The organism is Shewanella sp. SR1 (assembly GCF_020447145.1).
Taxonomy (GTDB): domain Bacteria; phylum Pseudomonadota; class Gammaproteobacteria; order Enterobacterales; family Shewanellaceae; genus Shewanella; species Shewanella baltica.
Genome location: NZ_JAJAEF010000019.1, coordinates 50849 through 64589 on the forward strand (window position 1 = coordinate 50849; position 13741 = coordinate 64589).

Sequence of the window (13741 nt, forward strand, 5' to 3'; positions counted from 1 at the left end):
AGAAATGGTATAATTTCCAAAGTAAATTTCCTCTGAGGAATATCTGTGAATATCGACAACTTAGCCAGAATCGATCTTAACTTGCTGGTCATACTCAAAGTTCTGCTAGAAGAGCAAAGCGTGACTCGCGCCGCCAGCCGATTGCATATAAGCCAGTCAGCCCTCAGTAAGAGCTTAAATCGGCTCAGAGAAACCTTAGATGATCCCCTATTTCAGCGCACGGCCCACGGCTTAAAACCGACGGCGCACGCCCTAATTCTTGGGCAAAAACTGCCGAATATTTTGCAAGACTTATATCAACTCACCCAGCCTCCGACCTTCAATCCCGCCAGTAGCAATCGACAATTCTCCTTTGCCATGGTGGAAAGCGCCTATGAAACCTTAATCCCGTATTTTATTGGCCCTATGCTAACCACGGCGCCCAACGTCAAACTTGACTCCTATGTCTGGACCGAAAAATCGATGCAGGATTTACAACAAGGGCAAATTGACTTTGGTATTTCAGGGCGGGACTTGCATCCATTGTCCGATTTTCAGGTGGATCGCCTGCCCGAAGGGATTGCCTATCAAACACTGTTTACCGATCAACAAGTATGTTTAGTGCGTGAAGACCACCCGCTGATGGCGGCGCTCACTTCAGAACAATGGAAGCTCCCACTCTACCTCGACATGGCCCATGTGCAGGTTCGCTGTGAAGGCAGCGATTGGTGGGCGCTGGATTACTTTCTTGCCGATCTCGGCCATCGACGCCGGATCAGTACGACAGTACCCGATTTTTATGGTGCCGCCAGTGTGTGCACCCACAGCGATTTAATCTTCACTCTGCCCTCAAGCTTTGCAAGGCACGCCTGCCAGCTCTATCCGCTTAAACTACTGCCCTTACCCTTCGAATTTATGCCCATGGCCTATGTGTTGTTATGGCATCAAAGAAATGATGAAGATCAAGGGCATAAATGGATTAGAGAAACGATTTGTCAGAGTGTCGCTAAGTTATTTACTCCCGCAGAAATGCTTTAACACGCCAAATCACCATCAATAAAAAAGCCCGATAAAGCAAAGGCGTTATCGGGCTCTTATCAAAGTGAAGCGCTACAAATAGTGGCTACAGAATAAAGGTCGCGACTTGTGCATTAAGATCATTAGCACGGGCTTTTAATCCCCGCGCCTGTGCCAAATCTGCCATGGCCGATGCGGTGATCTCATCGGTCACATCTTTAATCGCAACGGTGTTTTGGGTAATTTCACCCGTCACTTGAGTCTGCTCTTCCGCTGCGGTAGCAATTTGGCCTGCCATATCTGAAATCACGTTGACCGCTTGAGTAATTTCTTCAAGGGCTTTCGCCGCCGCATTCGCATCTTCAACACTGTGACCCGCTAATGCTTGGCTGCTTTCCATCAAACTGACGGCTCTGGCGGTTGTGCGTTGCAGTGTTTCAATCGTGGTATGCACTTCTTGAGTCGAATCTTGAGTACGGCGCGATAACACACGCACTTCATCCGCGACCACGGCAAAACCACGGCCCTGCTCACCAGCACGCGCCGCTTCAATGGCAGCGTTAAGCGCCAACAAGTTGGTTTGTTCTGCAATCCCTTGAATCGTCGCTAGAATGCTTGAAATTGATTGAGCGTGACGGCTCAAATCAGCAATGACATCGGTCGCTTGAGTCACTTCATCGGCCAGCGAATTAATCGAGTTACGGGTTTTATTGACTAACTCTTTACCCTGTAAACTGCTCGCGGCAGATTGTTGAGCCGCCGTTGCCGTGTTTTCAGCATTGGCCGCAATCTCATTGGTAGCACTCGCCATTTCTGTTACTGCGGTCGCGACCATAGCCACTTCCTGTTGCTGACGTTGTAGTTCAGTCACCGAGGTTTGCGTGGTGGCCAGACTACGCTCAGCATCGGCATCTAACTCATTCGCTAACTGGCGAATATGGCTGATCAACTGATGTTGACTACCAACAAAACGGTTAAAGCTATCGGCAAGTACGCCCACTTCATCTTGAGTGTCGACTGAAATACGCTGAGTTAAATCACCGTTACCATCGGCGATACGCGCCAGTGCCTGCGATACTCGGCTCAATGGACCCAGTAACATGCCAACTAACCAAGAAATCGCTAACACACTCAACAGCAGTACGAGTGCCGATAAACCCAGTTGGGTGAGTAACAGGCTCGACAGTGGCGCTTCTAGCGTTTCCTTATCAAGCACTAACACTAATTCCCAATCTGTATTGGGAATATCAACGCTCCAAACTAACTTATCGCGTCCTTCATTTTCAAAATACATAGGCAACAGAGTACCCGCTGCACGGCTCTGTTCTGGCAAGTTGCGATTAAGATCGTTGTCGATTTCACCTATAGGTTTCATCGTCTTAGCTTGATCTTTATAAGCGATAACCGTGCCGTCTTTGTGCATCATGATGGCATAACCGTTGGCCGGTAACTTCATCCGATTAACACCGTCAACTAGGCTCGCGATAGATAAGTCACCACCCACAACACCTTGTGCCGTAGGCTGCGCCATAGTCACAACCAGAATGTTATAAGCCACATCCACGTAAGGCTTAGTCAAGATAGGACCGCGTGCACTGATGGCTTGTTGATACCAAGGACGGCTACGAGGATCATAACCAGTACGGTCTACACTCGGATCAGAATCCAGCATTTGCCCCGCTTGGCTCCCAAAATAGGTCAACTGGAAACGGCCAGACGCTTGTGCTTGTTGCAACGTATTTAGGCTATCACCCTCAACTTTGCTCGCCAGTGCCCCCATAATATCTTGGCGGCCGGCCAACCATTCTTGAATACGCTCAGCCTGCTGCTCACCTAAGCGCTGCACTTGTTCTAGGCTGTTTTTTAACAGCTGAGACTTTTGGCTGGAATAACTTTGCCATGACAACAAACCAATCACGAGTGAAAGGGCTACCACGACGGAGAACAGAATTTTTTGCTTGAGCGAATATGAGTTCATGTTGGCGTCTAATTTATTAACAAAGCAGTGAAACAAGAGGGTGTCTGAGCGAGTTGAACGAACATTTAAAACTAATTTAATAAAGCGGCAAACTGAGTTAAAACTGCAGCTTAATCTGAACTTAATTTTCTCATACTCTGTACAGTTCGCAAAGAAATTGCTCAGATTTACATCAAAAAGATTCGAGCAAAAACATATGATTAACTAACCGTTATTCGATGCACAACATAGGTGACCACGAGATCACATATCGGGATGATACGTAACAGCCCAATGGCCTCAGAGGTAAAATAAAGTAAATTAATCAAGATTAACGTGACCTAGACGCACTCGCTATTGCACACTAAATGTCCACTGCCTATCGAGGAGTTCTTATGATTTATCAACAGTTCCAACAGAGCCCGCTGCAGACCCGAATTTCTGGCCCACGGGCTTGGTTAGCCATGGCAATTAGCGTTAGCCTTATCTGTTTATCGCTATTTTTATTGCCATTCGTGCTTTTATTTGGCGCCATTGCGCTCGGTTGTTTAGTCCTGTTTAGCCGTTTTTACATGGCGCGTCAGTTGGCTAAATTTAATCAGGCACAGGCAAACGCCAAGCAACACGCCCATGCTGCAGATGAGCCACAGAGCCAGGTTTATGGTTCAGAAACGATTGTTAGAGAATCCAATGCGACGCGCCATCAAGGGCGGACTTTTGAGCATAAAGAGGATGAACACTAGGGTGTGTTGACGTTTAGATATTAGATATTAAATTTTGTTCGCTCTGGCAAGCTTATGATCGCGAAACGAGGAGTGAAGTGTCGTTATTCTACTTAAATGACGAGTAATGTCTGTGCGCGATTAAGGCTATGAATTTCTGCGGGATCTTGAGTTACCTTAAGTACATTTTTAATTTGTAATGCAAGAGAACGCCAAAGAGGCTCGATAATCTCGGCCTCTTTTTTATTGGCATGTTGTCGCGCCAACTTCAGCAAAGCAGCGGCTCCCACAACATCAATTCGCCCTAACATACCGTCAGCCAGTGCCATACTCAGTTCGATCATCGCAGGCACACTGTGACCATATTTGATCACTTGGCGCAGATAATCCTCAGCCTGAGTCAAATCACTACCAAAGGCATTATCATCATTGAGCATATGCTGCGCCCGCGTCAGCATGGCATCGAGTTGCCCTTGCTCGGCAGCTTCAGCCATCCAATACTCGCTGGCAATCATATCTCGAGTACAGCCATCACCATTGGCGAGCATTAATGCCAAATGATACTGGGCGTGGGGATAACCCGCTTGTGCGGCTTTGCTAATAAAATGATAGGCTTGAGTTAGATTTTTTTGCTGATAATACAGCACACCTAAATTTGCCATCGCTTCGGTTTGCTCCCCCTCAGCGGCGCGCTGTAAGTATTGCTGTGCTAACTTGCTATCGGGTTGAAACGACTCACTGCCGACAAGATAAAAATATCCCAATAACGCCATCGCATTAACGACACCCGCCTCGGCCGCCGTCGCAATAAGCTGCTCACCTTTCGCCACCTCTGGCACACCTTGATAACCGTGGATCAAGGCCACACCGTGCTCATGTAACGCTTCCATATGCCGAGGCGCCGCAAGGGCAAACCAATAGGCGGCACGGGCAAAACTGTCAGCGGCGCTAATGTGGGAAGTAAGAGGTGAAACGCCAGAAGATTCTGAATTAGAAGTAGCTTCAGCTGAATTGGCAAATTCTTGATCTTGTTGCAGCTCTTGCTCTTTCAGCATCAAGGCCTTGGTCTTAAAGGATATACCCACCAGATACTGGGCTTCGGCGTCATCTTCCATCACAGCGCGGTAGCATAAATCCTTCGCGGTCATGGCATCAGATGCTTCATAACGATAATCAGGTGCGACTTGGCCTTTAACCTTGGGATACAAGTGTTCGACTAGCGCCAAAACATCTTTAATAGATTTTTGCGCCAGCGCGAGCAATTGCGCTTGAGTCAGGTGATATTTTTCAGGATGGGCGCCGCGGTTACCGTCGGCCCGCAATCGATGCAGCGCGCGAGTCGTCTTAACATCGATAACGCGCTGCTGATTTAGTTGCTCGATCCTATCGTACAGATTCGGACTCGAAAACGCGATTTGCTTATCTTGCCCCAGTAACTCGGTGAGCTTATGGGTAAAACTGCGAATGTGCAGTAGCGACTGAGTCGGCACATCCTGCACATAGCTTTTTGCCTTGAGGTAGTCATCACTCAAGGAGGCCGAAAAATCTTGGATAAACTTACTATCCTTAATGACCGTTTTCGTCCCCATGAGTGATTCCCTGCAGGCTGAATTGAGTTTGCGCTATTCGACGCTTGGTTTTTTCGACACCATATATAAGCGGAACAAAGCCACGTTAACGAATAAGCCAATGAAAGACATAAAGGTATCCGATAGCATTTGCAGCGGTAATCCGCCCATAGAGGCAGCACCTGACAGCAGATTACCCACCACTGAAAGTGGCAGATAGAGCATTAATAGTGCAATAGTTCTCAGCACGATAGGACCACTAAAGCTAAAACTGCCCTTGATGGCTTCCAGCGGTGTTAAACGCTCAACCACGACCATAAAGTTCACATAGGCCAAACGGGCGAAGAGATAGAAGCTAATAACCAACCCCACCAGCCACAAAGGACCGAAGGCGGCAAACAGCATCACTGGCGCTAAAATAGCTAAACCAGAAAACACCCCAGCTAATAATAGTGGTGGAACAAAAGGTAGACTTGCCTTCAGCACCATGCCCGCAGAAGGACTATGCCCTTGAGAGCGCAGTTCTAAAAACAGTGTCAGGGCGGCGATTAATACCGAAAAGGTGAGCAGTAACAGCATCATTGCGACCATGTGTGGTGCGCCAAACTGTGGATTTTCAAGATCGACTTTACTCATCTCTACGCCAAGCCACAACTGGATCCCTACTTGGATCAAAAGTAATGGAATCGTCAGCATAGCGAGTTGCGCCAGATGATTACGGAAGAAGTTATAGGCTTCTGACAAAATTGCGGACAGTGACATGCGACTTTCCAAATAATTGAAATGAATTAACACTTAGAATTGCGCTAAGGATACCGAAAATCCCGTAGCAATGCACAGCAGAAATCACCAGTGTGAATCGTAAATCACAGAAAACTACTGCAACAAAAGTTGCAAACCCGCTAAACTGTCCCGCGAACACATGCGCAAACCATCAAAGGACGCTTCCATATGAAACACACTCTTACCCTCTCTATCTTCCTCGGCACTTGTATTTTAGCGGCGCCAGCCAGTGCAGGATGGTTAGATAACTTGGCCGGAACTCAAGCCAAAACTGAAAAAGCGGCCACAACGGCGACAGCAACTCAGTCAAATGATTTAGTTGGCAGCGTCATGTCACAATTGGGTTTAAACCAAACTCAAGCCGAAGGTGGCTTAGGCAGTTTATTAGGCTTAGCACAATCTAGCCTAGGGACAACCGACTATTCAAAACTGGCTGCCAGCATTCCTAATGCCGATAGCTTGTTAGCAGCAGCGCCTAAATTGGACTCAAAATCAGGCGTTTCTGGCTTGTTATCCAAAGCGGGTGATTTAGGTTCATCACTGCAAGGCAGTGCGATGGTGTTAGACGCCTTTGAAAAATTGGGCATTTCTAAAGATCTAGCGATGCCGATGATCAACATAGCTAAGTCTTACTTGGATACCAATGGCACTGAAGGCACCTCAGACTTACTGATGAAAGGTCTGAACTCGCTACTGTAATCCCGTTTTATCTCACCCTAAGCAATACACTGCTTAGGGTGAACTTTCGCCCCCCAATCGACTCTACCTTAATATTCCCTCCAACATGAGAACCGCCAAATATGATTGCGAAGTTAAGACGATTCTTTGAAGCACATACGCAAGCAGTCTCCCCTGAAGACAAGGCGCATCAACTTAAACTCGCCGCGGCGAGTATGTTACTTGAAGTGGTGTTTGCCGATGATACCTTAACGGCAGAGGAAGAAGCCTTATTGCCTAAGTTACTGACAGATACACTATCAATGTCAGAAACTGACGCTAAGATACTGATTGATGAAGCCAAAAGCGTGCAAGGTAGCGCGACCTCACTGTTTGAATTTACCTCAGCCATTAACGCTGAATTTAGCCTAGCGCAAAAGCAGCAATTATTGCTCGCGATGTGGCAACTGGCCTATGCCGATGGACAGTTATCCCAATATGAAGACCAAATCATTCGTCGCACCGCTGATTTGCTGTACCTCAAACACAGCGAGTTAATTCAAATGCGCAATCTTGCCATCGCCGCCAATCGACATATTGATCAGGCGCCCCAGTGATTCAACGGTTGAATCAAAGTACTAATCGATTAATCCGCCGCATAAAAAAGCGTGAATGCGAAACGCTATCTCGTTTCACATTCACGCTATAGTCTTAAGACCTTATTGATATTGTCTTTGACTAAAAAATGATTTGTCCTGCCGCGCGATTGACTTAAACCCAACTCACTTAAATCCTAAGCTAAGGCTTTACCGATTTCGAATCCTGAACCGCGTAACTCTGTCAACTTAGTCCGCAATCCACCCATCTCCATTCTTAATCCTTTCTTGGTGGCTAACTGAGATAACCAACTGGTTTTCTCATCATCCTCAATAGTGTCCCACTCATCCAGCACTTTGTAAGATAGGCATAGTAATGCGGCAAGTTTTGAGAATGGGTCCGAATCCTTAGGATGATCTTGATATAAAATACCTTCCACCAACGCTGTGGTGAATTTCCAATTTTTGGCCAGCAATGCGCCGATATCGGGTGAATCATATCCAAGCAACTCACGCTCAAACTCATGCTTATCTTTACCCTGCGCCACGGCTTCAGCAATTTTCGCCGCATCTTTAGGTGACACAGCCGCAATGAGCAAGTCGCCAATACGGTGCAAGATACCGCAGGTAAATGCTTCTTCAGGCATAGCACCACAACGTTTCGCCATTTCTTGGCTATAGAGGGCAATCTCAAAGGTTTGCCCCCAAAACTGGGCTAAGTCGATTCCTTCACACTTAGGAACCGCGCCAATGACGGCCGATGCAAGCACTAAAGTACGCAGGGTTTGCATCCCAAGACGCACCACGGCTTCGTCGATCGTACCCACCTCTCGACTGCGTCCATAGTGGGCACAGTTGGCAAGGCGTAATACCCTCGCGCTGATTAAGGGATCGTGCGCAACCTTAGTCGCAATACTTTTTACTGTCGCATTATCATCATTGACTGCGTCTAATAGTTCACTGATCGCCTTGGGTAACCTGGGTAATTCATCCACTCGATTGAGTAACGCAGCTGAATCCATTTTTATGCTCCTTCTGTATGAATGATCAAAATATAGAACACAAACTAGCGCCTCGCTCGCGAGATATAATTAAATATCAGTAATGTGCAATCCTTCTGCGACACCTATTACCGGCCATCAAACTTAAGGTTTACCTCTTTATTTCATTCAATTTAATCGCACTCAATCATATTCAGTTACGAAATCCACTCAGCCACACAAAAAAGCCCCGAACTCTAATAACCATAAAGAGTTCGGTGCTTTCTTAATTAACCCATCATTTTGATTTCGCCCCAGAGGAGCCGAATATTACTCAGGAATCGCTAAACCTTGTTTGCGGCTGATATGGGTCTTTTGCCACCACAGAAATGGCGCCACCACTAATATCAACACCAACACATAGGACATGCTCGCACCTAGGGCAAAACCTAATGCCAAGCAAAACGCACAACCCAGCGCTACTAGTGGCCAATTATGGCGCGGTAATAACTTAGCTGCCGCTAACATAGCCATCAAATAGATCACCACAAATACACCGTTGCTCCATGCAATAAGGTGTTCTAACTCTTGTCCAGTAAGATAAGTCAGCACTATCACGCTCGCCATCACAGATAACAGTGCAGCCAGTGCGCGAATAGGTACGCCGTGGGCATTCTTCACCGCAAAAAAGCGCGGCAAAATGCCTTCACAACTAAAGCTCCACACTAAACGTGCCGCACTGGCCGAATACACGTTCACGGTTGCCAATCCACTTGCAATCCCCAACACGCCAATCACTTGCGCGCCGTAACCACCGAGCAACTGATCAAACACGCCGATCATAGCGACGCTTTTATCCGTCGGTACTAACAGTAGTAATAGTGTACAAGCCACATAAATGACGCCCACCAGCACAGTGCCCATCATCATAGCGGGGATCATATCCTGCTGCGGACGGCGAAAATCATCGGCCAGATGGGTCATCGCTTCTATGCCCAAGAAACTCCAAAAAGCGATGCCAGCGGCAATCATCACAGTCGGCATTTCAGGCATACCATGGCTGGCGAGTGTTGTCAGATGACCAGGCTGAAAACTGCTTGCGCCAAATAAGAGGACAACGACGGCCACTATGCACAACGTCAGGCCAAATTGCAGCTTGGCCGACACTTGAATGCCTCTTAAATTAATCAGGAACAGGCCAAAAATCACTAATACTTCAACACTGACCTTGGACCAACCCGATATCGGCATTAAGGCATTCACAAACTGAAAGGTCATCAAAATCGCGGCGGGGGCGCCCATGGGCACAACCAGTAAAAAGATCAGTCCAATTGTTCGTCCAGCGGTGCGACCAAAGGCTTTTTCGACAAAGTAAGCGGGGCCAGCGGCATGGGGAAATACACTGGCTAAACGGCCAAAAACCAGCGCCACAGGAATAATGGCTAAGGTAAGCAATATCCATGCGACTAGCGCGCCAGATTGCGCTTTTTCAATTGTCATCTGAGGCAAAATAAACACCCCAGTACCGAGCAAAGTGGTCGCCATTAGACCCGCACCTTGCCAACGACCTATAGTTCCGCTATTTGAATTCATCTGTTAATATTCTGTGGTATTTGAGCTGTCAGTATAGTGAGATTTTGCCCCACAATCTGCCGTTAATTTCAGTGTTCTCCACGCCCAATACCGGCAAAATCACGGCAAATAGCGTTATTTCCGTCAAAATGATGGCCAGCTTAAGGTGTGGTGAAATTATAAGCTCAAATACTCAGTAAATTCTGTTGCCATTCAAACCAATGGCAAAAATTGCACACAGATCCAATATAGCCATTTTCACTGGAGTCACCCTTGGATAAATTCGATACCGCCATCATTCATAGTTTGCGTCAGGATGCACGCCAGAGCGTGTCGAATATTGCCGAACAAGTGAACCTTTCCCGCAGCGCGGTAGCCGAGCGGATTAAAAAACTCGAACAGACTGGGGTGATCCGTGGCTATCAAGTGCTCTTGAGTGAGTCGCAAAAAGAAGGGGTGTCGGCTTACTTCGAAATCCAGCATCAATGTCCACGTTGCGCCGACGTAGTACACGTATTCCAAGCGATCCCCGAAGTGATCACTTGCCGTGGTATTTCCGGTGACATGGATTTGCTCGTGTACGTGCATGCGCCCTCGATGCGCCGCCTGCATGAGATCCGTGAATATATCGACACGCACACTGATATCATCAAGATCAAAACCCATGTGGTGATGAGTGAGTGGATTAATAATTTAGGCGAGTAAAGGAAAATCGAGTGGCCCTAAAGCAAGAAACGCCACCCTAAGGAATAGAGGTGGCGAGGCCCATTTGGAGGCAGGGCAAAATATTGAAGTGTAAAATATGGCATCCTTGCCCAGCGACCTCCCTGTTACACAACCAACCGCGACTAGACTTACCCCTTGAGAGCTCAGCCAGCGCCGCAAGGGCCTCATCTACAATGTTTTCCTTTGACATTGTTTCCGCGATCCGTCGATTTCCTTGATTCTTATCATCTTGTTCGTCTTGAATGAAGCGTTCGCACCTTAAGCGATCGTCATTTGTCCTGTGTACAGTATGAAGTTACGTAGCAACAAAACCCCGATTAAGCTCAAGCAAGCCGTCCCTGCTACATAAGCCCATTTGCGTTTCGACGTCGTGGTCATAAACAGGTTCATTGCTAACGGGCCTGATAAACCGAGTCCGATAATCCCTACCCAGAAAATCCAGCCCCAGAAGCCATAACCTAAGGCATTAAAGGCGGCAATTTTACTCTGTCCTCCGGTGAGCAATAAGCCAACAAAGAAGGTAAACAGCAGCACAATCTCAACTAAGATCAGCGGGATTTCAACCTTGTGGATAAAGTGCACCTCTTTGTCATTCGGTTTGCCATTCATCAACACGCCACCGAGTAAAGAAGATGCCGCACCGGAAGACAGCCCAGATGCCAAGAACAGTAAAGGCAGCACAGGATTTTTCAGCATGGGATAACCAGGTAATGCCGATAACAAGAAGCCGGTATACGCGCCCAATGCTAAGGATAGAATCACCAGTAATCCCGTGATCGTCGCCTCAAACCGAGCTAGCAAAGCCGTCAGTTTAAGGACGATAGGAAAGCGCGATTCACACCAAGCATCCACAGGTTTACGGAAGGTTAACCCAATCCACATAAACATAAACACTTGGTAAATCAGCAGAATCAGTACGCCCATCGACATCACAGATTTAGGATTGTAAAACACCAAAATCTTCCAGAAATCGAGGGGTTTAGTTAAGTCTGCGACCAATATGCCTAAGCCCGCCATCACGGCGACTGGGGCGACAATACAGGCGGCTCGCACAAAGCCAGACTGATAGGCGTTTTGCTTCAAAACAAAATGTTTCAACAGTACGGCGAAGAACATAGCCCCTGCTGATACACCCGCCAAAAACAGGTAGATCGCAATCGGCCAATGCCAAACTAAGGTATCAAAATGTAGGGCACTCATAGTATCACCTCCCCAGATTTCGCCAGGATACGGAACAACTTAGGTCGCGTTCCGAGGGCGACTTTCGCGCGTTGAGTTGGATTAGCGCGCAGCACTTGTACTAACTCAGACGTCGGATCTTTTAAATTACCGAACACTAACGCCTTAGTCGGACACGCCTCAACGCAGGCAGGCTGTTTTCCTTGAGCGAGATTCGTCTCACGGCAGAAATCACACTTATCCGCCGCGTGGGTGACTGGGTTAATAAAGCGAATTTTATAAGGGCAAGCCGCAATACAATATTGGCAGCCGACACATTTCCACGCATTGACTGACACTATGCCGGTTTCTTTATCAATAAAGGCTGCGCCCGTTGGGCAGACGTTGACACAAGGTGCATCTTCACAATGCTGGCAAGAGATACGGCTGAAGTGATAATACTCATTCGGATACTCACCGAACGGTCCGGTTTGTTCAATCCTGACCCGAGAAACGCCTTCTGGCACTTGATTGGTTTCACGACATGCCACTTCACATGCGCGGCAACCAATACATTTAGTTTCATCATGAATCATCGCATATTTAATATCTGACTCTGCTTTAGCACCTTCAGCGGCATTCACTGTGGCGAGCAGTGATGCGCCCGTAGCGCCAGCAAATAAGGCACATGTGCCTTTTAGAAATCTTCTTTTTGAATTTTCCATAACCTACCCCTACTGGCCACTATGGCAATTGCGGCACAGCTCACTGCGAACTTTTGGCGTCATATCCGCCATAGGTTCGGTTGGGCTATGTAATTTATGACAGGCGGCACAGGGCACTTTTTGTGCGTGCACATTATGCGTCCATTCGGTTTCACCCAGTTTTCGCTGTGTATGGCATTTGTGACAAACGGCGAGCTGAGTATCAAGCTCCGAGCCATCTTTCATACCAAACACCACGATATCATTCGGCTTTTTAGGGTGGTCGCCTTTTTCGCCATGACAGGTTGAACAGGTCATTTTCATCGCATCTTGGCCGTGATGCCCTAACATTTGACCGTTACGTTTGTGGCACTTCATACAAGTCGTGTCACTGTTAATTTGAAGGGCCGACTCGGCACTTGTCGCACCAAAGCTTAAAAGCAATGCAATTGCACCCAAGCGAATCGACCACAGCCATTGTCTTTTGGACATAGGGAGTCCTCACATTTATTTTGGGAAGGGAGAAGAGGAGTGTCAGGGTTCGGAGTTACCCGAACCCGACGGTCGGATCAGACGGCTAACGCTTGCTTTAGGCTCTGTGTATCCCACTGTTTATGTTGGTTCATTTCAATAAAGTTGATATTGAACTTACTAAACAGCTTTTTCATTGGCGAGTTGTGTTCTTTGCCAAAATCACTGATCACCATTTTCACTTCAGATGAGTCATGATCTATTAACACATAGTCTAGTCGGCACTCGTGATTTAAATCAGCGTCATGCTGGTCCATTTCAAATACGGTGTCTAGCGGGACATTACAGCAAACATCGTATTTGCCTTCCACTACGGTTTTTAACGATTTAAAAAAGTTAAAACTTTGTTTATCGAACAGTACTGGTTTAAGTTTCATTTCATGATGTTCTGCCTCATCGGGGCCTGCTTTAAAAAACTTAATGCAGGTCATGACGAACATGACAAAAACAAATGGCACTGCTACAAACAGCACGAAATACATAAACGCATAGCTGAGAATGACTGAAGTATTCATAACGCCTCCAATAACCTATTTATTTTTTGTTATCTCTTTTAAAGCAACTTTAGTATTAACGTGAAGCGTTTTATTTTTTTTGAACACGATCACATTTAACAATGGCAATTTAATAATAAACAACAAGTTAAGAATTCGATCTCATTACCATTTAGCGCAAATCTTGAATGTAAAAATAGATAATTGATAATCGCCAATGTGAAATTCAATTAAATGAATTTCACCTTTTAAAATTCCAAATTTATCTTTATCACATTTTGAAATATAAAAAACATT

14 protein-coding genes are annotated in these 13741 nt (G+C 46.7%); 5 read left to right on the plus strand and 9 right to left on the minus strand.

Features of this window, described 5'->3' with window-relative positions:
- Positions 1-45: 45 nt before the first annotated feature.
- Entirely contained in the window at positions 46-1017 is a 972-nt protein-coding gene (locus KV201_RS16630) for a LysR family transcriptional regulator (RefSeq protein ID WP_226059954.1), read from the plus strand.
- 85 nt (positions 1018-1102) lie between these two features.
- On the opposite strand, the gene KV201_RS16635 is transcribed toward KV201_RS16630, so the two are convergent.
- Positions 1103-2974, minus strand: a complete 1872-nt coding sequence (locus KV201_RS16635) for a methyl-accepting chemotaxis protein (RefSeq protein ID WP_006084584.1) — start codon at positions 2972-2974, stop codon at positions 1103-1105.
- Positions 2975-3348: 374 nt separating this feature from the next.
- Here KV201_RS16635 and KV201_RS16640 point away from each other — a divergent pair, with 374 nt between their 5' ends.
- Positions 3349-3696 carry a hypothetical protein gene (locus KV201_RS16640; protein ID WP_006079655.1) on the plus strand — a complete coding sequence of 116 codons (348 nt, stop codon included), beginning with the start codon at positions 3349-3351 and terminating at the stop codon, positions 3694-3696.
- A 92-nt stretch (positions 3697-3788) separates the two neighbouring features.
- On the opposite strand, the gene KV201_RS16645 is transcribed toward KV201_RS16640, so the two are convergent.
- Both KV201_RS16645 and KV201_RS16650 read right to left on the minus strand, forming a co-directional pair.
- On the minus strand, positions 3789-5264 hold the full coding sequence (locus tag KV201_RS16645; RefSeq protein WP_226059955.1) for a DUF4145 domain-containing protein: 1476 nt from the start codon (positions 5262-5264) through the stop codon (positions 3789-3791).
- Between the two features lie 33 nt (positions 5265-5297).
- Entirely contained in the window at positions 5298-6005 is a 708-nt protein-coding gene (locus tag KV201_RS16650) for a hypothetical protein (RefSeq protein ID WP_006084586.1), read from the minus strand.
- Positions 6006-6194: 189 nt separating this feature from the next.
- Between KV201_RS16650 and KV201_RS16655 the strand changes: the two genes are divergently transcribed.
- Both KV201_RS16655 and KV201_RS16660 read left to right on the plus strand, forming a co-directional pair.
- A complete protein-coding gene (locus KV201_RS16655; protein ID WP_006084587.1) occupies positions 6195-6725 on the plus strand; it encodes a DUF2780 domain-containing protein in 531 nt (176 codons plus the stop codon).
- A gap of 101 nt (positions 6726-6826) precedes the next feature.
- Entirely contained in the window at positions 6827-7300 is a 474-nt protein-coding gene (locus KV201_RS16660; RefSeq protein WP_006084588.1) for a TerB family tellurite resistance protein, read from the plus strand.
- 176 nt (positions 7301-7476) lie between these two features.
- On the opposite strand, the gene KV201_RS16665 is transcribed toward KV201_RS16660, so the two are convergent.
- The gene (locus tag KV201_RS16665) at positions 7477-8301 is read right to left on the minus strand and encodes an HDOD domain-containing protein (protein ID WP_012586447.1); all 825 of its coding nucleotides are present in this window, start codon (positions 8299-8301) and stop codon (positions 7477-7479) included.
- Positions 8302-8589: 288 nt separating this feature from the next.
- The gene (gene yjeH / locus KV201_RS16670) at positions 8590-9852 is read right to left on the minus strand and encodes an L-methionine/branched-chain amino acid transporter (protein ID WP_107949838.1); all 1263 of its coding nucleotides are present in this window, start codon (positions 9850-9852) and stop codon (positions 8590-8592) included.
- Between the two features lie 252 nt (positions 9853-10104).
- On the opposite strand from yjeH, the gene KV201_RS16675 reads away from it, so the two are divergent.
- Positions 10105-10536, plus strand: coding sequence for an Lrp/AsnC family transcriptional regulator (locus tag KV201_RS16675; protein WP_006079646.1), 432 nt, complete (start codon positions 10105-10107; stop codon positions 10534-10536).
- A gap of 279 nt (positions 10537-10815) precedes the next feature.
- Here KV201_RS16675 and nrfD read toward each other — a convergent pair whose 3' ends face one another.
- The 4 genes from nrfD to KV201_RS16695 all read right to left on the minus strand — a co-directional run bounded on the left by nrfD (position 10816) and on the right by KV201_RS16695 (position 13465).
- Positions 10816-11757 carry a cytochrome c nitrite reductase subunit NrfD gene (nrfD, locus tag KV201_RS16680; protein WP_006079644.1) on the minus strand — a complete coding sequence of 314 codons (942 nt, stop codon included), beginning with the start codon at positions 11755-11757 and terminating at the stop codon, positions 10816-10818.
- Positions 11754-12440 (minus strand): 4Fe-4S dicluster domain-containing protein, encoded by a 687-nt coding sequence (locus KV201_RS16685; RefSeq protein WP_006079643.1) that lies wholly within the window; start codon positions 12438-12440, stop codon positions 11754-11756. The genes nrfD and KV201_RS16685 overlap by 4 nt, the downstream gene beginning before the upstream one ends.
- A 9-nt stretch (positions 12441-12449) precedes the next feature.
- The gene (locus tag KV201_RS16690) at positions 12450-12911 is read right to left on the minus strand and encodes a nitrite reductase (RefSeq protein ID WP_011845461.1); all 462 of its coding nucleotides are present in this window, start codon (positions 12909-12911) and stop codon (positions 12450-12452) included.
- Between the two features lie 77 nt (positions 12912-12988).
- Positions 12989-13465, minus strand: coding sequence for a DUF2726 domain-containing protein (locus KV201_RS16695; protein ID WP_006079641.1), 477 nt, complete (start codon positions 13463-13465; stop codon positions 12989-12991).
- Positions 13466-13741 lie beyond the last annotated feature (276 nt).